General features: G+C 61.0%; 19 protein-coding genes and 1 pseudogene. 18 read left to right on the forward strand and 2 right to left on the reverse strand.

The window, feature by feature from the left end; all coding sequences use genetic code 11:
- Nucleotides 1–25: 25 nt before the first annotated feature.
- Entirely contained in the window at nt 26–2,704 is a 2,679-nt protein-coding gene (locus E5720_RS01680; protein WP_247596131.1) for a glucosidase, read from the reverse strand.
- A gap of 104 nt (nt 2,705–2,808) precedes the next feature.
- Here E5720_RS01680 and E5720_RS01685 point away from each other — a divergent pair, with 104 nt between their 5' ends.
- Nucleotides 2,809–3,354: a dihydrofolate reductase family protein gene (locus tag E5720_RS01685; protein WP_136169219.1), complete on the forward strand. Its 546-nt coding sequence runs from the start codon at nt 2,809–2,811 to the stop codon at nt 3,352–3,354.
- On the opposite strand, the gene E5720_RS01690 is transcribed toward E5720_RS01685, so the two are convergent.
- A complete protein-coding gene (locus E5720_RS01690; RefSeq protein WP_136169220.1) occupies nt 3,355–3,537 on the reverse strand; it encodes a hypothetical protein in 183 nt (60 codons plus the stop codon). It abuts the gene before it with no gap.
- A 157-nt stretch (nt 3,538–3,694) separates the two neighbouring features.
- On the opposite strand from E5720_RS01690, the gene E5720_RS01695 reads away from it, so the two are divergent.
- The 17 genes and pseudogenes from E5720_RS01695 (at nt 3,695) to E5720_RS01775 (ending at nt 20,681) form a co-directional block, all read left to right on the forward strand.
- Entirely contained in the window at nt 3,695–4,114 is a 420-nt protein-coding gene (locus tag E5720_RS01695; protein ID WP_136169221.1) for a response regulator transcription factor, read from the forward strand.
- A gap of 124 nt (nt 4,115–4,238) precedes the next feature.
- A complete protein-coding gene (locus E5720_RS01700; protein WP_088944297.1) occupies nt 4,239–4,598 on the forward strand; it encodes an NADH-quinone oxidoreductase subunit A in 360 nt (119 codons plus the stop codon).
- A gap of 61 nt (nt 4,599–4,659) precedes the next feature.
- Nucleotides 4,660–5,214, forward strand: coding sequence for an NADH-quinone oxidoreductase subunit B (locus E5720_RS01705; protein ID WP_084348670.1), 555 nt, complete (start codon nt 4,660–4,662; stop codon nt 5,212–5,214).
- 8 nt (nt 5,215–5,222) lie between these two features.
- A pseudogene (locus tag E5720_RS01710) lies at nt 5,223–5,864 on the forward strand (NADH-quinone oxidoreductase subunit C); the annotation flags it as partial.
- Nucleotides 5,864–7,165 carry an NADH dehydrogenase (quinone) subunit D gene (nuoD, locus tag E5720_RS01715; RefSeq protein WP_136169223.1) on the forward strand — a complete coding sequence of 434 codons (1,302 nt, stop codon included), beginning with the start codon at nt 5,864–5,866 and terminating at the stop codon, nt 7,163–7,165. The pseudogene E5720_RS01710 and the gene nuoD, both read left to right, overlap by 1 nt.
- Nucleotides 7,162–7,989: an NADH-quinone oxidoreductase subunit NuoE gene (gene nuoE / locus E5720_RS01720; protein ID WP_136169224.1), complete on the forward strand. Its 828-nt coding sequence runs from the start codon at nt 7,162–7,164 to the stop codon at nt 7,987–7,989. The genes nuoD and nuoE overlap by 4 nt, the downstream gene beginning before the upstream one ends.
- 1 nt (nt 7,990) lies before the next feature.
- A complete protein-coding gene (gene nuoF, locus E5720_RS01725) occupies nt 7,991–9,289 on the forward strand; it encodes an NADH-quinone oxidoreductase subunit NuoF (protein ID WP_136169225.1) in 1,299 nt (432 codons plus the stop codon).
- A complete protein-coding gene (locus E5720_RS01730; RefSeq protein ID WP_136169226.1) occupies nt 9,286–11,676 on the forward strand; it encodes an NADH-quinone oxidoreductase subunit G in 2,391 nt (796 codons plus the stop codon). Before nuoF ends, E5720_RS01730 begins: the two co-directional genes overlap by 4 nt.
- Nucleotides 11,677–12,924, forward strand: a complete 1,248-nt coding sequence (gene nuoH, locus E5720_RS01735; RefSeq protein WP_136169227.1) for an NADH-quinone oxidoreductase subunit NuoH — start codon at nt 11,677–11,679, stop codon at nt 12,922–12,924. It begins immediately after the preceding gene.
- On the forward strand, nt 12,917–13,420 hold the full coding sequence (nuoI, locus tag E5720_RS01740; RefSeq protein ID WP_136169228.1) for an NADH-quinone oxidoreductase subunit NuoI: 504 nt from the start codon (nt 12,917–12,919) through the stop codon (nt 13,418–13,420). The genes nuoH and nuoI overlap by 8 nt, the downstream gene beginning before the upstream one ends.
- Entirely contained in the window at nt 13,417–14,136 is a 720-nt protein-coding gene (locus E5720_RS01745) for an NADH-quinone oxidoreductase subunit J (RefSeq protein ID WP_136169229.1), read from the forward strand. Before nuoI ends, E5720_RS01745 begins: the two co-directional genes overlap by 4 nt.
- Nucleotides 14,133–14,432 carry an NADH-quinone oxidoreductase subunit NuoK gene (nuoK, locus tag E5720_RS01750; protein WP_088944288.1) on the forward strand — a complete coding sequence of 100 codons (300 nt, stop codon included), beginning with the start codon at nt 14,133–14,135 and terminating at the stop codon, nt 14,430–14,432. Before E5720_RS01745 ends, nuoK begins: the two co-directional genes overlap by 4 nt.
- A gap of 1 nt (nt 14,433) precedes the next feature.
- Nucleotides 14,434–16,305 (forward strand): NADH-quinone oxidoreductase subunit L, encoded by a 1,872-nt coding sequence (nuoL, locus tag E5720_RS01755; RefSeq protein WP_136169230.1) that lies wholly within the window; start codon nt 14,434–14,436, stop codon nt 16,303–16,305.
- Nucleotides 16,302–17,825 carry an NADH-quinone oxidoreductase subunit M gene (locus E5720_RS01760; RefSeq protein WP_210729936.1) on the forward strand — a complete coding sequence of 508 codons (1,524 nt, stop codon included), beginning with the start codon at nt 16,302–16,304 and terminating at the stop codon, nt 17,823–17,825. Before nuoL ends, E5720_RS01760 begins: the two co-directional genes overlap by 4 nt.
- Nucleotides 17,822–19,429 carry an NADH-quinone oxidoreductase subunit NuoN gene (gene nuoN / locus E5720_RS01765; RefSeq protein ID WP_136169232.1) on the forward strand — a complete coding sequence of 536 codons (1,608 nt, stop codon included), beginning with the start codon at nt 17,822–17,824 and terminating at the stop codon, nt 19,427–19,429. Before E5720_RS01760 ends, nuoN begins: the two co-directional genes overlap by 4 nt.
- A 39-nt stretch (nt 19,430–19,468) precedes the next feature.
- Nucleotides 19,469–20,437, forward strand: coding sequence for an endonuclease/exonuclease/phosphatase family protein (locus tag E5720_RS01770; protein ID WP_136169233.1), 969 nt, complete (start codon nt 19,469–19,471; stop codon nt 20,435–20,437).
- A 46-nt stretch (nt 20,438–20,483) separates the two neighbouring features.
- The gene (locus E5720_RS01775; RefSeq protein WP_136169234.1) at nt 20,484–20,681 is read left to right on the forward strand and encodes a hypothetical protein; all 198 of its coding nucleotides are present in this window, start codon (nt 20,484–20,486) and stop codon (nt 20,679–20,681) included.
- Nucleotides 20,682–20,759 lie beyond the last annotated feature (78 nt).

Consider the following 20,759-nt stretch of genomic DNA (forward strand, 5'->3'; position numbering starts at 1 on the left):
TTCCCCACTCTAGGACGCGCTGCCACTACAACGGCAGACGCGGCCTCAGCAGATGCGCCACCAGTCCCGTCCATCCGGTTTGGTGGGATGCTCCCAGGCCTTCCCCGGTGTCACCGTCGAAATACTCGTTGAAGGTGGGGTGCACGCTCCACAACGGGTCCTCGCTCGCCTCGATTCGCGCGCCATCCGCGGGACGCTTGCCGTTCACGGGCCGAAACAGCGACGCCAACCCGCTGTCGATCAAATCTGCTGCCTGCGTCAAGGTGCGGTGATTGCCGGACCCGGTGGGAATCTCGATGGTGAACGATTCGCCGTAGTGACGTCCGTATGCGCGCAACTTATCGGCCAACAACACGTTGACCGGGAACCAGATCGGGCCACGCCAGTTCGAGTTGCCACCGAACATGCCGGTGCGTGATTCGCCGGGTTCGTACTCGATGGACAGACTGCGGCCGTCGACATCGAACGTGACACCGTCCCGGTACGACGCCGACAGCGACCTGATTCCGTACTGCGACAGGAACTCTTCCGAATCGAACATCCTGGCCAGCACACGCTTGAGTCGTTCCGGTTCGACGAGGGTCAGCAGCACTCGAATTTCGTCGCCGTCCTTCCGCGCAAGCAGCGGACTGACCATGTCAGGTCGACGATGCTGCACCCACCGCAGCCGTGCGGTCAGATCAGGGCATTCCTTCTCGACCCACGACGGAATCTCGGTAGCACCGAGAATCGGGAGCAGGCCGACCATCGAACGTACCCGCATCGGGACCGCGTCGCCCTCTGGCGGAACGAGAACGTCGTAGAAGAACCCGTCCTCTTCGTGCCATAGTGAAATATGTTGCGATCCAAATGATTTGACAGCTTTCGCGATCGACAGAAAGTGCGAGAAGAACTTCGTCGCGACGTCGTCCCAGGCATTGTCGTGACGCGCGAGCTCGAGCGAAATCTTGAACATCTGTTGGCAGTAGAACGCCATCCAACTCGTGGCGTCGGATTGTTCGAGCCGAAATCCAGGAGGCAAGGGCGCAGAGCGGTTGAACAAGCCGATATTGTCCATTCCGAGGAAGCCACCCTCGAAGATGTTCGAACCCGCCGAGTCCTTTCGATTCACCCACCACGAGAAATTCAACAGCAGCTTGGTGAATACACGCACCAGGAATTCTCGGTCGCGGTATCCGTCGATGCGGTAGACGTGCCACGCCGCCCACGCATGAACAGGTGGATTGACGTCACCGAACTCCCACTCGTAAGCGGGGAGCTGACCATTGGGATGCATTGCCCACTCCCGGCACATCAACACCAGCTGCTCTTTCGCGAAATCCGGATCGACATGTGCGAGCGGAATGGTATGAAATGCCAAGTCCCAAGCGGCAAACCACGGATACTCCCATTCGTCGGGCATCGAGATCACGTCCGCGAGAGCAAGATGACGCCAGTGGGTGTTTCGCGCCTTGGCATCGAGCCGTGACGGCGGTGCGGGCTCCCCAACCGGGTCGCCTTCGAGCCATTGCTCGACGTCGTAACGGTAGAGCTGCTTCGTCCACAACAGCCCCGCGTACGCACGCCGAGCTATATGGCGATCGTTCTCGTCCAGATCGGATCCGATCACGACGCCGTAGAAGTCGTCGGCTTCCGAACGTCGGTCGGCAACAATGGCGTCGAACCCACGTCCGAAGGTCTGCGCGTCCGGCTCGTTTTGAGACAGGCGAAGCTTGACCTCGACGGCAGCGCCGGGTGCGATATCGTCGAATCGAAACCAGAACGCCGACTTCGTGCCCGTCTGTTCAGGGTTTACCGCACCGGTGTCCCCCTCTACGACGCGGCGGCCGATTCCGTCCTTGCAATACGCGCTGACATTCTCCTGACCCCAGAGCTGCGCCGAGTTCGTTTCGTTGTCGCAGAAGAGGACCTCGGGTTCTCCTTCGGCGCTCAGGTAGTACTTTCCGAGAAAGCCATGTTCGGCGGCGATTGCGCGCACCTGGCCGGACTGCAATTCGGGAGCAGTCATCTGCGAAAGGGAGCCGCCACGGTCGTCGCGACCCCACGCCCAGGTGTTGCGCAACCAGAGATGCGGCAGCAAATCCACCGACGCGGCCTCTGGGCCATGATTGGTGATCGAGATGACGATGGCGATGTCGTCCGGGGCGGCCTTGGCGTAGGTGATCTGCACGTCGAAGAATCGGTTCTCGTCGAGAATTCCGGTATCGGAGAGTTCGTACTCCCGCTCGTCTCGTCCTCGTTGCGCGTTCTCCTCACGAAGCTGCCGATACGGATACTCGGCGTGTGGATAGCGGTAGAGCCACTGCATCCAGCTGTGACTGGGGGTGCCGTCGACGACCCACCAGTACTCCTTGACGTCCTCGCCGTGGTTGCCTTCACCGTTGGTAAGACCGAAGAGTCGTTCCTTGAGGACGGGGTCCTTGCGATTCCACAGCGCGAAAGCGAAGTTGAGAAACCCGAAACGATCGCAGATCCCGCCTAACCCGTCTTCTCCCCACCTGTAGGCCCGCGCATGCGCCTGATCGAAGGGAAAGGACTGCCAGGCGTCCCCATCGGACGAGTAGTCCTCACGGACTGTGCCCCACTGACGGCCGGCAAGATAGGGACCCCACTGACGCCATGGTCCGGACACACCGGGCGACTCGGCGAGCCGCGAATGCTCTGCGGTCCTCGGATTGGGCAGTGGTTCGGTGGCATCGGTCACGGCACCAGTCTGCTACCTCGATGGCAGGCTCGCGTACCGATGAGTTTCACCGAGCCCTCAGGTCGAACGAGAAGAGCCCTTACAACCACGAAAAGAGAAGATCGATGCGCACACTGACAGCAGGTCTGTTTCACTCCGTCGACGGCGTGGTCGAGTCCCCCGATCAATGGCAGTTCGATAGTTTCGACGAAGAAATGGGGGGTCTGCTGGGGGCGATGATCGAGCGAGTGGACACGGTGATTCTCGGACGAGTCGGATACGAGCAGTGGTCGGACTATTGGACGACTGCAGGGGACGAGGACGGCTTCGGGGGCTTCATCAACTCGGTTCCCAAACACGTCGCTTCCAGGACGCTTGCCGGTCCACTCGCCTGGGCGAATGCCTCACTCATCGACGGGGATCTCGATGACTTCGTTCACGATCTGAAGGCATCGGAAGGAGGAGAGATCGCCGTGGTCGGCGGCATTTCCATCGTTCGCCACCTGTTCTTCGCCGGACTCCTCGACTCACTGACGCTGATGACGCACCCGGTGATTGCCGGTTCGGGTCGAAAGATGTTCGAACCAGGTGACCCGCTCACCAAGCTCGTGTTGCGCAGCGTGCGCACGACCTCCAAGGGCAACGCGATTCTGGAGTACGCGAGAACCTGATCAGACGCGACAGACTCGCAGCAGTGCAGCGACATCCGTGCGATCGAGGCCCTTGGGGGGTGGATCTTGCAGGAGAATCTCTCGCAATCGGGCCATGAAACTCTGCCGACTCACACCGAACTCGGTCAGCACGTCCTCGGTCGGACCGAAGACGTGGGGAATCGGAGTGTGCTGACCCTGCATCGAAGTTCCTTTCGGTCACCTGCCGCTCGGTAGCGACTCTGTTCAACGGTCTATCCCCCGACAAGCAACGAACGTTACACATTCGCCCCAAGTGGAACGCTCTTGGAAACATGAAACGCCCACGTCTCCTGCGTCCCCGGTCGTAGCATCAGATCCCGTGACCCCTGCTCTCCGCATCCTCGTGTACAGCAGCAACTCCGACACGCGCGCGTATGTGACGACGGCTATCGGCACACGCCCTGAAGCGACACTCGGCGCGTTCGACTATCTCGAAGTCGCATCGGCCCCGATGGTGATTCACTATCTGGACGCCGGGGGCATCGACCTCGCGATCCTCGACGGGGAGTCGGCTCCTGCCGGGGGAATGGGCGTGGCGAAGCAACTGCGGGACGAGCTCGCGCACTGTCCTCCGCTGGTGGTTCTGACCGGCCGACCGGACGACAGATGGTTGGCAGATTGGTCCGGTGCCGACGCGGCAGTGTCACATCCGCTGGACCCGTTCGTGTTGACGGAAACAGTCGTGAAACTACTCGAAAACCTGCCGAAAGCGCCACCGTCCCAAACTTTTCCCGCGTAGTGGACCCGACACCCTTTCCGCACAGTCCGAAACAGAGACACGTCGGGGCATCACACCGGTAGGCTGTGTTTCAGCTCACATTCCTACAGGCTGCTCACAAGGCATGCACGGAGGCGCGAACAGCATGAACGAGTACATTCCCATCCTTGTCCTCGGTGCTGTCGCCGTCGCCTTCGCTCTCGTCTCCGTCGTCATCGCCTCGGTAGTCGGCCCGAAGCGGTACAACAGGGCGAAGATGGATGCCTACGAATGCGGTATCGAGCCGACAGCTCAACCGATGGGTGCAGGTCGCTACCCCGTGAAGTTCTATCTGACGGCGATGCTGTTCATCATTTTCGACATCGAAATCGTTTTTCTTTATCCCTGGGCCGTGCATTTCGACGCGCTCGGCGTATTCGGGCTTCTCGCGATGGGGCTGTTCGTCGTCAGCGCTGCCGTCGCCTACGCCTACGAATGGCGTCGCGGCGGGCTCAGCTGGGATTAGGTTCGCCACTTTCAGAAACGTTTCGCCACTTTCAGAAACTTTTGGATCGGAAGGGTCAGATATGGGTCTCGAAGAGAAGCTACCGAGTGGCTTCCTGCTCAGTACGGTCGAAGGCCTCGCCGGATACGTCAGGAAAGGCTCACTCTGGCCCGCCACATTCGGTCTCGCCTGCTGCGCAATCGAAATGATGGCCACCAGTTCCGGCCGATTCGATATCGCCCGATTCGGTATGGAGGCATTTCGTGCCTCCCCGCGGCAGGCAGACCTGATGATCGTCGCCGGCCGCGTCAGCCAGAAAATGGCGCCCGTGCTGCGTCAAATCTACGATCAGATGGCTGAGCCGAAATGGGTTCTGGCCATGGGGGTATGCGCGTCCTCGGGTGGCATGTTCAACAACTACGCGATCGTCCAAGGGGTCGACCATGTGGTTCCGGTGGACATCTACTTGCCCGGGTGCCCGCCCAGACCGGAAATGCTGCTCGATGCAATCCTCGAGCTGCACAAGAAAATACAGGAGATGCCGCTCGGCGTGAACCGCGAAACGGTCGCCCGCGCAGCGGAAGCCGCCGCATTGGCGTCGACACCCACTTTCGAGCTCAAGGGGTTGCTGCGGTGACGTCCGATCGACGTGGAATGTTCGGTGTGAAGGGTACCGGTGACACATCCGGGTATGGGAGGTTGGTGCCACCTACGCTGCTGCGTGAGAGTGCATCCCGTCCCTACGGCGGATATTTCGATGTGATTGTCGATGAGTTGGAGCGCACACTCCCCCGGCTCGACACGACGTTCGACGAAGCAATTGAAGCCGTCGTGGTCTTCCGCGGCCAACTCACCCTGCATGTTCGACGCGAACACCTTCTCGCGGTTGCGACGACCCTCCGGAACGAACCGGAACTTCGATTCGAACTGTGTCTGGGCGTCAGTGGCGTCCACTATCCCCAGCAGGTCGACCGAGAATTGCACGCGGTATTTCCGCTGATGTCGATAACCCACAATCGTCGAATTCGTCTCGAAGTATCGGTTTCGGATGCCGATCCGCACCTGCCGTCGCTGGTCGAGGTCTATCCGACCGACGACTGGCACGAGCGTGAAACATACGACTTCTTCGGAATCCAGTTCGACGGTCACCCTTCGTTGACTCGAATTCAGATGCCCGACGACTGGGAGGGCCATCCACAACGCAAGGACTATCCACTCGGAGGAATCCCGGTCGAGTACAAGGGTGCGAGTATTCCTCCGCCGGACCAACGACGGGGGTACAAGTGATGAGCGAACGATCGTTGACCGTCTCTGGGCAGGACTGGGACGACATAATTGCTGCTGCAGCAGAATCGGCCGCGGGCTCCTCCGAAGAGCGCATCGTCGTCAACATGGGGCCGCAACACCCGTCGACGCACGGGGTGCTTCGACTGATTCTCGAGATCGAGGCCGAAACCGTGACCGAAGCTCGGTGCGGAATCGGCTACCTGCACACTGGAATCGAAAAGAATCTAGAGTTTCGAAATTGGACGCAGGGCGTCACCTTCGTGACCAGGATGGACTACTTGTCCCCCTTCTTCAACGAAACTGCGTACTGTCTCGGTGTCGAAAAGCTTCTCGATATCACCGAAGAAGTACCCGAACGTGCGACCGTCGTCAGGGTTCTGTTGATGGAACTCAATCGCATTTCTTCGCACCTCGTCGCTCTGGCCACCGGGGGAATGGAATTGGGTGCAGTTACGGCGATGCTGTTCGGGTTTCGTGAGCGTGAGTTGATTCTCGACGTATTCGAGATGATCACCGGATTGCGGATGAACCACGCGTTCATTCGACCCGGCGGACTCGCCCAGGATCTACCCGAAGACGCCGTGGCGAAAGTACGGGAGTTGCTGAAAACTCTGCCTGTTCGTCTCCGCGACATGTCGAACTTGCTGAACGAGAATTCGATCTGGAAGGCCAGGACCAAAGGGATCGGTTATCTCGACCTGACTGGCTGTATGGCTCTTGGAATTACCGGCCCGATGCTTCGATCCACCGGTCTACCTCATGACCTCCGCGTCTCCGAACCCTATTGCGGCTACGAAAACTACGAATTCGAGGTATGCACGGACACCGGTTGCGACGCCTACGGTCGATACCTCGTGCGGATCGACGAGATGAAGGAATCGCTCAAGATTGCCGAACAGTGCCTCGACCGGCTTCGACCAGGACCGATCATGGTGGACGACAAGAAGATAGCGTGGCCTGCCGATCTTTCCGTCGGACCGGACGGTATGGGTAATTCTGCCGAACACGTCCGCGAGATCATGGACACCTCGATGGAATCGTTGATCCACCATTTCAAACTCGTCACCGAGGGCTTTCGGGTCCCACCGGGTCAGGTGTATGTCGCAGTCGAATCGCCGCGCGGTGAGCTCGGCGTCCACATGGTCAGCGACGGCGGCACCAGACCGTTTCGGGTGCACTACCGAGATCCGTCGTTCACCAACCTGCAAGCGGTTGCAGCCACCTGCGAGGGCGGCATGGTCGCTGATGTCATCGCTGCTGTGGCAAGTATCGATCCGGTGATGGGAGGTGTGGACAGATGAGCGAACCCGTTTACGTGCAACTGACCACCCGCGCGGCCCCGTACCCACCGGACACGGCGACTCGATTGTCGCTGGATGCGGACAGGATCGTCGCCAGGTACACCCCGCCCGGGGACGTCGACCCGGAGATGGCTCGGTCGGCACTCCTTCCGCTCCTGCATCTGGTCCAGGCCGAGGACGGGTACATCACTGCGACAGGTATCGAGTTCTGCGCAGATCGGCTTGGACTGACCGGCGCCGAAGTCACCGCAGTAGCAACTTTCTACTCGATGTATCGGCGCGAACCAACAGGTGACTATCTGGTGGGAGTGTGCACCAACACGTTGTGCGCGGTGATGGGCGGCGATGCCATCCTCGAAGCTCTCGAGGACCACCCCGGAAGCGTCGACGACCCCATCACGTTGACTCACATCGAATGCAACGCTGCCTGCGATTACGCACCGGTAGTGATGGTCAACTGGGAGTTCTTCGACAATCAGACTCCCGAATCTGCGCGCACTCTCCTCGACGACTTACGTTCGGGACGCGAGGTCGTTCCGAGCAGAGGTGCATCGCTCTGTACGTTCCGCGAGACCGAGCGAATCCTTGCGGGTTTCCCCGACGAACGCCCCGGCGCAGTAGAAGCCGGTGGTACTGCGGGCGGCCCGACCCTCGCCGGCCTGCGCGTCGCACGCGCACTCTCGATGACCGCCCCGACGGCGCACGAGCCCTCGGACGCGGGCCCCGCGCCCCTCGGGTCGGCGGATTCCGCCGCAGCGGAAACGGCCAAGGACAAGCCCGCGCCTGCACCTGGCGAATCGGTACCTCCCGAGAAGGGAAATTGACGTGCCCCTGACTCCGGTTCTGAGCAACTACTGGGACGACCCGCAATCGTGGACCCTGGAAACCTATCTGCGCCACGGCGGCTACGAGGGCCTGCGTAAAGCGCTGTCGATGCCCGAGGACGACGTCATCGCCACTGTCAAGGATTCCGGTCTTCGCGGTCGTGGCGGGGCAGGCTTCCCGACGGGAATGAAGTGGAGTTTCATTCCGCAGGAGGACGGTAAGGCGCACTACCTGGTGGTCAACGCGGACGAGTCGGAGCCCGGCACTTGTAAGGACATGCCGCTGCTCCTGGCGACACCGCAGGTGTTGCTCGAGGGAATCGTCATCGCTTGCTATGCAATTCGGGCGCATCGCGCGTACATCTACCTTCGAGGCGAGGTGGTTCCGGTGCTGCGCAGACTTCATGCCGCGGTTGCCGAGGCCTACGCGTCGGGATATCTAGGACGCGACATCCTGGGCAGCGGTTTCGATCTCGAGGTGATCGTGCATGCCGGCGCCGGCGCCTATATCTGCGGCGAGGAGACCGCTCAATTGGACTCGCTCGAAGGCAAACGCGGGCAACCTCGCCTCCGACCCCCGTTTCCTGCCGTCGCCGGTCTCTACGCGCGCCCAACTGTGGTGAACAACGTCGAGTCGATCGCGAGTGTCCCCGCTGTCCTACGCAACGGCGTCGACTGGTTTCGGTCGATGGGGACCGAAAAGTCGCCGGGCTTCACCCTCTACTCGTTGTCGGGCCACGTCACCCAACCCGGCCAGTACGAGGCTCCACTCGGAATCACGTTGCGCGAGTTGCTCGATTACGCAGGCGGAGTCCGCGCGGGTCACACCCTGAAGTTCTGGACGCCGGGCGGATCCTCGACACCGATATTCACCGACGCACACCTCGACGTCGCCTTGGACTACGAAGGTGTCGCCGCCGCCGGTTCTATGCTCGGCACCAAAGCACTGCAGATCTTCGACGAAACCACCTGCGTGGTCCGCGCGGTGAGACGGTGGACCGAGTTCTATGCGCACGAGTCCTGCGGCAAATGCACGCCATGCCGGGAGGGCACCTACTGGCTGGCCGGGATCTACGCGCGGCTCGAGACCGGGCAGGGCACACTCGTCGACCTCGACACCCTGCTCGACGTTTCCGACAGCATCCTCGGCAAGGCATTCTGCGCGCTCGGCGACGGCGCTGTCAGTCCGATCACGTCCTCGCTGACGTACTTTCGCGACGAATACCTCGAACACCTGGGTAAGCCGTGCCCGTTCGACCCACATCGTTCGACCCTGATGGCGGGAGCACTCACCTCATGACCACCACGACGGAGACTGTGACTGTCAGCATCGACGGTATGGAGGTCCGTGTGCCTGCCGGCACATTGGTCATTCGAGCAGCTGAACTGAGCGGAATCCAGATCCCCCGATTCTGCGATCACCCACTGCTCGAACCTGTTGGCGCGTGCCGTCAGTGTCTCGTCGAGGTGGAAGGTCAACGTAAGTTGCTCGCCTCGTGCACCACAACGGTGACCGAGGGCATGGTGATCCATACCCAGCAAAGCTCGCCAGTAGCCGCCAAGGCACAGCGAGGTGTGATGGAGCTACTACTCATCAATCATCCGCTCGATTGCCCGGTCTGCGACAAGGGCGGCGAGTGTCCGTTACAGAACCAAGCGATGTCCGCCGGTCGTTCCGAGTCCCGATTTATCGAGGTCAAACGCACTTTCCGGAAGCCGATTCCGCTGTCCTCGCAAGTGCTGCTCGATCGTGAACGGTGTGTGCTGTGCGCACGGTGTACTCGTTTCTCTCAGCAGATAGCCGGGGACCCGTTCATCGAGCTACTCGAGCGCGGCGCACTGGAACAGGTCGGAATCTACGAGAACGAACCGTTCGAATCCTATTTCTCGGGAAACACCGTTCAGGTGTGTCCCGTCGGAGCGCTCACCGGCGCTGCATACCGCTTCCGTGCACGTCCCTACGACCTGGTCTCCACGCCCAGCACTTGCGAGCATTGCGCGAGTGGGTGTGCCCAGCGCACCGACCATCGACGCGGAAAAGTACTGCGGCGATTGGCCGGTGACGATCCCGCAGTCAACGAGGAATGGAACTGCGACAAGGGCCGCTGGGCGTTCGCGTACGCAACCGAACGCGACCGAATCACCACTCCCCTGGTTCGAAATGACAACGGCGCGTTGGAACCGGCGTCGTGGTCCGAGGCATTGGCAGTGGCTGGCCGCGGGCTGACTGCTGCCGGCCGTGACGTCGGAGTTCTCGTCGGTGGGCGGGTGACCCACGAAGACGCGTACGCGTACTCGAAGTTCACTCGAATCGTGCTCGAAAGCAACAACATCGACTTCCGAGCGCGAGCCCATTCGGTGGAAGAAAGCGAATTCCTTGCAGCATGCGTCGCCGGGCGGTCGCTGGCGGTGACGTACGACGATCTCGAGCATGCGCCCGCAGTTCTCCTGCTCGCCTTCGAGCCGGAAGAGGAGTCGCCGATCGTATTCCTGCGTTTGCGTAAAGCCGTGCGAACCCGCGGCCAACTAGTAGTCACGATCGCGCCGTATGCGTCCGCGGGCGTGAAAAAGCTTGGTGCCCAGCTATTACAGTGCGTTCCGGCCGACGAGGTCGGAGTACTCAAGGCACTGTCGAACCGCAAAGAGAGCGACCTCTTCCGTCAGGCCGGCGCCGTCGTGATCGTCGGCGAACGACTCGCGAGTACACCCGGTGGACTGTCGGCAGCTCTCCGTTTCGCGGAGTCGACGGGCGCGAAACTAGCCTGGATTCCCCGTCGAGCGGGTGATCGCGGCGCTGTCGAGGCCGGCGCGCTGCCGAATCTGCTGCCGGGCGGGCGCCCGGTGATCGATCAGCGGGCTCGGGCAGAGATGGCCGACATGTGGGGCGTGAGCGGGCTACCCGATGCCGTCGGACTCGGCTCGAGCGAGCTACTCGACGCGGTATCCACTCGGTCCCTCAGTGCGCTCGTGATCGGGGGCGTCGAAATGTCAGATCTTCCCGACCCGGCCGCAGCTGTAGCGGCCGTCGACAATGCCTCGTTCGTCGTCAGTCTCGAAATTCGAAGCAGCGACGTCACCGAGCGTGCCGATGTCGTGTTTCCCGTTGCGACGGTGGCAGAGAAGGCAGGGACGTTCCTCGATTGGGAGGGACGCGCACGGCCCTTCGAGGCGGCACTGACCGACGTTCGGGCTCTGCCGGACAGTCGGGTTCTCCATGCTCTGGCCGCCGAAATGGGTGTCGACCTAGGCGCCCCCGATGTCGCGACCATCAGAACCGAGATTGCAGCACTGCCGACGTGGAAGGGTGAGCCGGCCTCCCCGCCGGATCGTCACCCTGCACTCGATGCGCCCCGTACCGCGGGCATCGGCGAAGCGGTCCTGACGACCTGGCGAATGCTCCTCGATTCGGGACGGATGCAAGATGGGGAACCGCACCTCGCGGGTACCGCACGACGACCCGTCGTACGGCTCTCGGTCGGGACTGCGCGGGAGATTTCAGTCGGCGACGGTGATCTCGTCACTGTGCGATCGGAGAGGGGCACGATGACACTTCCGCTGACGATCACCGATATGCCTGATCGAGTGGTGTGGGTCCCGATGCGTTCTACCGGATCCCATGTGTACACCCAGTTGGGATCCGGCACCGGAACCGTTGTGCGCATCGAAGCAGCGAACGAGGTGATGTAGGTGATTCCCGGAATCGGGCTCGACCCCTGGTGGCTCGTGATCGCCAAAGCGTTGGCCATCTTCGTCTTCCTCATCCTGACGCCGTTGATGGCAATTCTCATCGAGCGGAAGGTGATGGCGCGCATGCAGATGCGCGTCGGACCGAACAGGGTAGGACCAGGCGGCATACTGCAAAGCTTGGCCGACGGGGTGAAGTTGGCACTCAAGGAAGGGATCGTCCCCAAGGGCGTCGACAAACCGATCTACCTGCTGGCTCCGGTCATTGCCGCCGTCCCGGCATTCATGGCTTTCGCGGTCATTCCGTTCGGCCCCGAAGTCTCGATATTCGGCCGGCAAACGCCGCTTCAGCTAACCGACCTACCCGTCGGGGTGCTGTACATCCTGGCCGTCACATCGGTGGGTGTGTACGGAATCGTGCTGGCCGGATGGTCATCCGGCTCCACATACCCTCTCCTCGGCGGAATCCGGTCCACCGCGCAGGTCATTTCGTACGAGATTGCGATGGGGTTGTCCTTTACCGCCGTATTCCTCCATGCGGGCACCATGTCGACGTCGGGAATCGTTGCAGCACAATCGAATACGTGGTACATATTCCTACTGTTCCCATCGTTTCTCATCTATTTGACATCGATGGTCGGCGAAACCAACCGCGCCCCTTTCGACCTCCCCGAGGCCGAAGGTGAACTGGTGGGCGGCTTCCACACCGAATACTCCTCGCTCAACTTCGCGATGTTCATGCTCGCCGAATACGTCAACATGGTCACTGTGTCGGCTCTCGCAACGACCCTGTTCCTCGGCGGTTGGCATGCGCCCTTCCCCCTGAACCTGTGGGACGGCGCGAATTCCGGTTGGTGGCCCGTGCTGTGGTTCACCCTCAAAGTGTGGGGATTCCTGTTCCTCTTCATCTGGCTCCGCGCAACACTTCCGCGACTTCGATACGACCAATTCATGAATCTCGGCTGGAAGGTCCTGATTCCGGTGTCCTTGGTATGGATCATGCTCGTCGCGACGGTCCGAGCTCTGCGGATCGAAGGGTACGGAACGTGGACGGTCGCACTGTTCGTTGCAGGCGCAGTAGTTGCCGCTCTCGCCGTCGCCGGTCTGGTGCTCCGCCGCCGACGCAAGCCACCACCGTCGCCCGAGGCCACGGCTCCCTCACCGTTCGATCCGATGGCCGGCGGCTTCCCGGTACCACCGATGCCCGGACAGCATCTTCCGACCGATGAGAAGGAGCGAAGCGATGCCTGAATTTCTAGGCCCCGTAGCCGGATTCGGCGTGACGTTTGCGACGATGTTCAAAAAGCCGGTCACCGAGTTCTACCCGGAGGAGAAGGTTCCGACCGCGCGCCGCTACCACGGTCGGCATCAACTCAATCGGTACGCCGACGGGCTCGAGAAGTGCATCGGTTGCGAACTGTGTGCCTGGGCGTGCCCGGCCGATGCGATATACGTCGAAGGCGCCGACAACACCGAGGAAGAACGATTCTCTCCTGGTGAGAGGTACGGCCAGGTGTATCAAATCAACTATCTGCGCTGCATCGGATGCGGGTTGTGCATCGAAGCGTGTCCGACAAGGGCATTGACGATGACCAACGAATACGAACTCGCGGACGACAACAGAGCGGATCTGATCTACGAGAAGGATCGCCTGTTGGCACCGTTGGAACCTGGAATGGAGCCGGCCCCTCACCCCATGGCCGAAAATGCCACGGCCGCGGACTACTACCGCGGCACGATCCAGTGACCACATCGACCGCCGAAGCGGTCCAATTCTGGCTGCTCGGTGGGCTGGCCGTCCTCGGGGCACTCGCGATGGTGTGCGCCTCCAAGGCAGTGTATTCGGCTCTCTTTCTGGCCGTGACGATGATCATCCTCGCCATCTTCTATATCGCTCAAGGTGCGCTCTTCCTCGGCGTCGTCCAGATAGTCGTCTACACCGGTGCCGTCATGATGCTGTTCTTGTTCGTCCTGATGCTCGTGGGTGTCGATTCCGCAGACTCGTTGGTCGAAACACTGACAGGGCAGCGCCCTGCCGCCATCGCTGCAGGAATCGGGTTCGGCCTCGTACTGATCGGCGCTATCGGCAACGCATCGGTGGAGTCGGGCCGACCGGATTTTGTCGGACTCGACGAAGCCAATTCGGGTGGCAATGTCGAGGGTCTGGCCGAGCTCATCTTCATCCGCTACCTCTGGGCTTTCGAATTGACGGGCGCACTACTGATCATCGCGACGGTCGGTGCGATGGTGCTGGCCCATCGAGAACACTTCCACCCGCGCAAAGGTCAACGGGCATTGTCCGAGCAGCGATTCCGCGACGGCACACAGCTCACCCCCATGCCCAGCCCCGGCGTGTATGCCAGGCACAATGCCGTCGATTGGCCGGCTCGGTTGCCGGACGGATCGCCGTCGGAGCTCTCGATCAACCCGATGCACCGTGGACACCGAGGTGAGACGCCATGAATCCGGAGAACTACCTGTACCTCGCCGTGTTGCTCTTCACGATCGGCGCTGCGGGAGTCCTGCTTCGGCGCAACGCAATCGTGGTATTCATGTGTGTCGAGTTGATGCTCAACGCTGCCAATCTCGCGTTCGTGACCTTCGCTCGCATGCACGGCAATCTCGACGGTCAGGTGTTCGCGTTCTTCACCATGGTCGTTGCCGCTGCCGAAGTCGTCGTGGGGCTCGCGATCATCATGACAATTTTTCGTACTCGCCGATCTGCCTCTGTCGACGACGCGAATCTGCTGAAGTACTGATATGTGGCTACTACCGACCCTCCCGTTACTGGGCGCGGCCATCCTGCTGCTGTGCGGGCGCCGCGGTGACCGATGGGGACATATCTTCGGCGCCGCCGTGGCCTCGGCGTCGTTCGTCGTCGCGGTCATCCTCTTCGTGGAGATGCTCGGCCGAACCGCCGGGGACCGCGCCGTGAGCCAGACCTTGTTCCGGTGGATTCCCGTTGCCGACCTGCAGGTCGATTTCGGTCTGCAACTCGATCAGTTGTCGATGTGTTTCGTATTGCTCATCACCGGGGTGGGTTCACTCATCCATATCTACGCGATCGGTTACATGCGCGAAGACCCCGATCGTCGGCGATTCTTCGCATACCTCAATCTCTTCTTGGCCGCGATGCTCTTGCTCGTCCTGGCCGACAACTTCCTCGGCCTGTACGTCGGGTGGGAGGGCGTGGGCCTCGCGTCGTATCTGCTCATCGGATTCTGGCAGTACAAGCCCTCTGCGGCGGCAGCAGCGAAAAAGGCGTTCGTTGTCAATCGCGTCGGTGACATCGGATTGATGATCGCGTTGATGATCATGTTCTCCACATTCGGTGGCGTGTCTTTTTCCGAGGTCCTGACGGGGACAGATGCGGTGAGTGAGTCGACGCTGACCGCACTCGGTTTGGTGCTACTCCTTGCGGCGTGCGGTAAGTCGGCCCAGGTGCCGCTTCAATCCTGGCTGGGCGACGCCATGGAAGGTCCGACCCCGGTGTCGGCACTCATCCACGCGGCCACGATGGTGACAGCAGGTGTGTACCTGATCATTCGGTCGGGGCCGATTTTCACCGCGGCCCCGACAGCTCAGGCCGCGGTCGTCATCGTAGGCGCGGTGACGCTCGTTTTCGGTGCGATCATCGGGTGCGCCAAGGACGACATCAAGAAGGCGTTGGCCGCATCGACGATGAGCCAAATCGGATACATGGTGCTCGCCGCCGGACTCGGCCCGGCCGGATACACCTTCGCGATCATGCTCCTACTCGCACACGGCTTCTTCAAAGCCGGCCTCTTCCTCGGTGCCGGGTCCGTCATGCACGGCATGAACGACGAGGTCGACATGCGCCGATACGGGGCGCTGCGGAAGTCGATGCCGATCACCTTCGTGACATTCGGCCTCGGCTACCTCGCCATCATCGGTGTTCCACCTTTCTCCGGCTTCTTCGCCAAGGACAAGATCATCGAGGTCGCCTTCGGTGCCGGTGGCGCGGCCGGCGTCGTGCTCGGCATCGTCACCCTGTTCGGAGCCGGTCTGACGGCGTTCTACATGACGCGGGTGATGCTGATGACCTTCTTCGGTACTGCGCGGTGGGCCCCCGATGCACACCCGCACGAGTCGCCTTCGGTGATGACCGGCCCGATGGTCGTACTCGCGATCGGGTCGGTCGGCGCGGGGGCACTGTTGACCCTTGGAGGATCTTTGGCGTCATGGTTGGAGCCCGTCTTCGGCGAAGTCGAAGAGTCACACACACTTCCGGCCTGGCTGGTGACGTTCATGGCGCTTGGTGTCGTCGCGATCGGAGTACTCGTGGCGTACCTCCGCTATGCACGATCGCCGATACCGACCACGGCACCTGAACCGGTCTCGGTGGCGACGACGGCGGCGCGACGGGATCTGTACGGCGACGTCTTCAACGAGGCCGCTCTGATGCGTCCCGGCCAGAAGATCACTCAGGCCGTGAAGGTATTCGACGACACCGCAGTCGACGGCGCCACGGTCGCTCTCGGCTCGATCATCGCATCGATATCGACCCGAATCCGTCGCGTGCAAACCGGATTCGTACGTACCTACGCACTGACGATGTTGCTCGGCACGGCTGTGTTTCTCGCAATGATGGTGGCGGTGATGGTGTGGTGAATTCCTTTCCTTGGTTGACGACATTGTGGGTGTTGCCGATCATCGGTGCGGCAGCCGCGCTTGCCATGCCGAAAGCACGGCCAGGGTGGGCCAAAGTGGTCGCGCTCGTTACGTCGCTGCTCACACTCGTCGTGGCCATAGTCGTGGCGGTTCGGTTCGAGCCTGGAGGTGAGCGGTACCAATTCATCGAATCCCATTCGTGGATCGAAGCATTCGGTGCCCGCTATGAGCTGGGGGTCGACGGCATTGCCGTGGTGCTGATCCTCCTGACCGCGGTTCTGCTACCACTGCTTCTTGTCGCCGGATGGAGCGACCCACGGATCGGACGGTCGGCCCACCTTTACGTCGCACTGATTCTCACTGTCGAATCGATGGTGTTGATGTCGTTCAGTGCCCTCGACATATTGCTGTTCTACGTCTTTTTCGAGGCGATGCTCATTCCGATGTACTTCCTCATCGGTGGGTTCGGCGGCAAGCACCGTGCATCTGCAGCAGTGAAGTTCCTGTTGTACAACCTCCTGGGTGGGCTCGTCATGCTCGCAGCCGTCGTCGGGTTGTACGTCGGCACAGGCACATTCGGTTTTCGGGAAATAGCTACTTCTGCGGCAACCGGCGATCTCGGAGTATCTCCTGGAGTGCTCAATGCACTGTTCCTCGGTTTCATGTTCGCCTTTGCTGTGAAGGCCCCTCTGTGGCCGTTCCATTCGTGGCTTCCGGGAGCCGCGGTCGAATCGACCCCCGCAACGGCGGTGTTGATGATGGCCGTAGTGGACAAAGTCGGAACATTCGGCATGCTCCGATACTGCCTACAGCTCTTTCCCGACGCGTCGAAGTATTTCGCACCGCTCGTCGTGACACTGGCAGTGATCGGAATCGTGTACGGCGCAATTCTTGCCATCGCTTCGACGGATGTGATGCGGTTGATCGCCTACACGTCGATCTCGCACTTCGGCTTCATCATCCTCGGGATCTTCGCTATGACCAGTCAGGGCCAGACCGGTTCGACGCTCTACATGGTCAATCACGGAATCTCCACTGCCGCATTGTTCCTCGTCGCCGGGTTTCTGGTGTCGCGCCGCGGCACTCGCGCGATCGACAGCTACGGCGGAATCCAGAAGGTCGCTCCCGTCCTCGCCGGCACCTTCCTCATTGCTGGTCTGGCGACTCTCTCGCTCCCCGGGTTAGCGCCCTTCGTCAGTGAATTCCTGGTGCTGATCGGAACGTTCACCCGCTACCAGGTTGCCGCAGTCGTCGCGACATCAGCGCTCGTTCTGTCGGCCGTCTACATCCTGTGGCTCTATCAACGGGTCATGACCGGTCCACTGGAAAGAAAGAACGCCGATGTGCACGACCTCGTTCCACGTGAGCTGGCCGTGATGGTGCCTTTGATAACGCTTCTGATCGTGCTGGGGCTGTACCCGAAACCGATCCTCGACATAATCACGCCCGCGGTAGCGACGACGGTGATCTCGGTCGAGTCCGACGACCTCACCGCTGACGGACAGGCAGGAATCAGATGACCGGCGACGCAGTTGTGGTGGCCCCGAGTATCGAATACAGCCAGTTGGCGCCGATGCTCATCATCTTCGGTGTCGCGGTTCTCGGAGTTCTCGTAGAAGCATTTATTCCCAGGTCCGCCCGGTATCCGGCACATATCGCGCTCGCTATCGGTGGCATCGGCGCGGCTCTGGCAGCGGTTGTCGCGCTTGCGTTGTCCTTGGACGGAAGCGATTCCTCCGGCAGCCTTGCCATGATGGGTTCGGTAGTCATCGACCGACCGGCATTGTTCTTGCAGGGAACCCTGCTGTTGATCGCGATCCCTTCGGTATTACTGATCGCCGAGCGAAGGGTCGAACCGAGCCTGGACACCGCGGCTGAGAATGCGCCACCTCGTGCGGATTCGTTTGCGCCACAAGCCTCGACTGTTCCGGGATCCCTTGCCGAGCGGCAAGCAACGCACGCCGGCGTCGCCCAGACCGAGGTGTTCCCGCTGACGATGTTCGCGTTGGGGGGCATGCTGCTGTTTCCAGCTTCGAACGATCTCTTGACCATGTTCGTTGCCCTCGAGGTCCTGTCGCTTCCGCTATATCTTCTCTGCGGTCTCGCGCGGCGAAGGCGTTTACTGTCACAGGAAGCGGCATTGAAGTATTTTCTTCTCGGCGCATTCTCTTCGGCCTTCTTCCTGTTCGGATCGGCGTTGCTGTACGGATACGCCGGTTCCGTCACGCTCGGTGATATCGGTGATGCTGTATCCGCAGGCACCGGGAACGACGCCCTGGCGGTACTCGGTACTGCACTGGTGGGGGTCGGTCTCCTGTTCAAGATCGGTGCAATCCCTTTTCATTCGTGGATCCCCGATGTCTATCAGGGCGCCCCAACGCCGATCACGGCATTCATGGCGGCAGCTACGAAGGTCGCCGCGTTCGGCGCTATGACGAGGGTCTTCTACGTCGCGCTACCGGATCTCCGTTCCGAATGGCGGCCCGCGCTATGGGCTGTGGCAATTGCAACGATGCTGATCGGTGCCATCCTGGCCGTGACCCAAACGGACATCAAACGCATGCTTGCTTACTCGTCGATCACGCACGCCGGCTTCATCCTGACCGGACTCATCGCCGTCGACGCCGCCGGATTGTCCTCGACATTGTTCTACCTGTTCGTCTACGGATTCAGTACCGTCGCGGCATTTGCAGTGGTCACCGTTGTCCGGGACGAGTCCGGTGAGGTCGGCGACATCTCACGCTGGGCGGGCTTGGGCAAACAGTCACCGTTGCTCGCTGGGGCCTTTGCACTGTTGTTACTTGCATTCGCTGGAATTCCCTTGACCAGTGGATTTTTCGGAAAATTCGCTGTCTTTCAGGCAGCTGCGCAGGGTGGAGCAGCGCCACTCGTCGTGGTCGGTGTCGTGAGCAGCGCCATTGCTGCGGTGTTCTATATCCGGGTGATCGTGCTCATGTTCTTCTCCGAGCCGGATTCCATCGATAGCAGCCGAGCGACGGTAGTGACTCCGAGTGTTGCTACAACCTTGACGATCGGAATCGGTGTGGGCGCCACCGTCGTCTTCGGTATTCTTCCCGGCCCGCTACTCGACCTGGCAGACCGAGCAGCGGTCTTCCTGAGATAGTGCGGTGTGCTCGCGCATGGTGCGGTTAAGATCCACACAATGCGGACAACAGTTACGAGATTGGTAGCGGGTGTCTGCCTGTCGATCTCGGTGTTGGGGTTGCTTGCCTACTTTTCCCGGGTCGACAACCGATATGTCGTGGCCCTCGCATCGTTCACACCGTTCCTTCTCTCTGCGTCGGTGATCGGCACTGTTGTGGCCGCATTCGGACGACGATGGATCCTCTTCGCAGCTTCGGCGACTGCTCTCGCGACGGGGGTCGGGCTTTTCGCTCCCTTGTACGTCCCCGGCTCGACCGCCGCAGCATCGAAGGATTCCACCGGGCCGACTCTGCGAATCATGCAGTCGAACCTCATGCTGGGGCTGGCTGATCCCGATCAGATCGTCCGCGAGGTCATCGATCGTGACATCGACATCCTTACCGTCCAAGAACTCACGAGCAGCGCCCTGAGTGGTCTCGACGCCGCGGGTCTGGAGGATCTGCTGCCCTACAAGTTCACCCGTCCTACCCCTGAAGGTGGAGGCGGCGCCGGCATCTACAGCCGCTTCCCGCTTGCTAACGAACGAGAGCTACCTACGTTTCTACTGTGGAACCTGTCCACCGACATCGACGTCGGCACCGGCCCGCCCATCCGGGTGTACTCGGTGCACCCCGTACCGCCCTACCCGTCCCCCACGCCGGTATGGGCCTCGGAAATGGAACTGCTGAAGCAAGAGGTGACGGCATCCGCGGAGCTACCTCGAGTGATAGTGAGCGGCGACTTCAACTCGACCTGGTCGCACAGCAGGTTTCGAGACATCGTGGATGTGGGCTACACCGACGCAGCAGAAAGCACCGGCGGCGGTGTGATCCCTACGTATCCCACAGACAAGGCCTACCCAGCACTTGTCGGAATCGATCACATCCTCAGCCGCGGCATGCAGGCGACATCTCTCGAACGGATCACTGTCGATGGCACCGACCATCACGGAATCGTCGCCGAACTGAAAACGACCGGTCAGCCCTGACGGTCGCGATTGTTGTCGACGGCACCGTTGAGTGCATGATGAACCTATGAGTTCGAACGATCTCTTCGGAGGACCCAAACGGCTGCTGATCGTCGTCGCCGTAGTTGTCGCGGTGACAGTTCTCGCTGCAATCGTCACCTTGATCGTGCGGCAGATACTCGGTCCACCCGAAGGGCCTTCCCCGTACGACACCCCCGAATCGATGTCGTATGTACTACAGATCACCTCAGCTCCCCCGCTGTGACCTGAGCCGGTGAACACCGCACCGGCAACTTCCTTCATACGTCCGATTCGATCGGGGAGTACGAGGCAGCGACGCGAT

Source organism: Rhodococcus sp. PAMC28707 (assembly GCF_004795915.1).
Taxonomy (GTDB): domain Bacteria; phylum Actinomycetota; class Actinomycetes; order Mycobacteriales; family Mycobacteriaceae; genus Rhodococcoides.

Bases quoted from the DNA above. Each gene is read 5' to 3' on its own strand.
- E5720_RS01685 (WP_136169219.1), top strand. From the start codon at position 2,809: ATGCGCACACTGACAGCAGGTCTGTTTCACTCCGTCGACGGCGTGGTC.
- E5720_RS01690 (WP_136169220.1), bottom strand. From the start codon at position 3,537: ATGCAGGGTCAGCACACTCCGATTCCCCACGTCTTCGGTCCGACCGAG.
- E5720_RS01700 (WP_088944297.1), top strand. From the start codon at position 4,239: ATGAACGAGTACATTCCCATCCTTGTCCTCGGTGCTGTCGCCGTCGCC.
- E5720_RS01705 (WP_084348670.1), top strand. From the start codon at position 4,660: ATGGGTCTCGAAGAGAAGCTACCGAGTGGCTTCCTGCTCAGTACGGTC.
- nuoD (WP_136169223.1), top strand. From the start codon at position 5,864: ATGAGCGAACGATCGTTGACCGTCTCTGGGCAGGACTGGGACGACATA.
- nuoE (WP_136169224.1), top strand. From the start codon at position 7,162: ATGAGCGAACCCGTTTACGTGCAACTGACCACCCGCGCGGCCCCGTAC.
- E5720_RS01730 (WP_136169226.1), top strand. From the start codon at position 9,286: ATGACCACCACGACGGAGACTGTGACTGTCAGCATCGACGGTATGGAG.
- nuoI (WP_136169228.1), top strand. From the start codon at position 12,917: ATGCCTGAATTTCTAGGCCCCGTAGCCGGATTCGGCGTGACGTTTGCG.
- nuoK (WP_088944288.1), top strand. From the start codon at position 14,133: ATGAATCCGGAGAACTACCTGTACCTCGCCGTGTTGCTCTTCACGATC.
- nuoL (WP_136169230.1), top strand. From the start codon at position 14,434: ATGTGGCTACTACCGACCCTCCCGTTACTGGGCGCGGCCATCCTGCTG.
- nuoN (WP_136169232.1), top strand. From the start codon at position 17,822: ATGACCGGCGACGCAGTTGTGGTGGCCCCGAGTATCGAATACAGCCAG.
- E5720_RS01770 (WP_136169233.1), top strand. From the start codon at position 19,469: ATGCGGACAACAGTTACGAGATTGGTAGCGGGTGTCTGCCTGTCGATC.
- E5720_RS01775 (WP_136169234.1), top strand. From the start codon at position 20,484: ATGAGTTCGAACGATCTCTTCGGAGGACCCAAACGGCTGCTGATCGTC.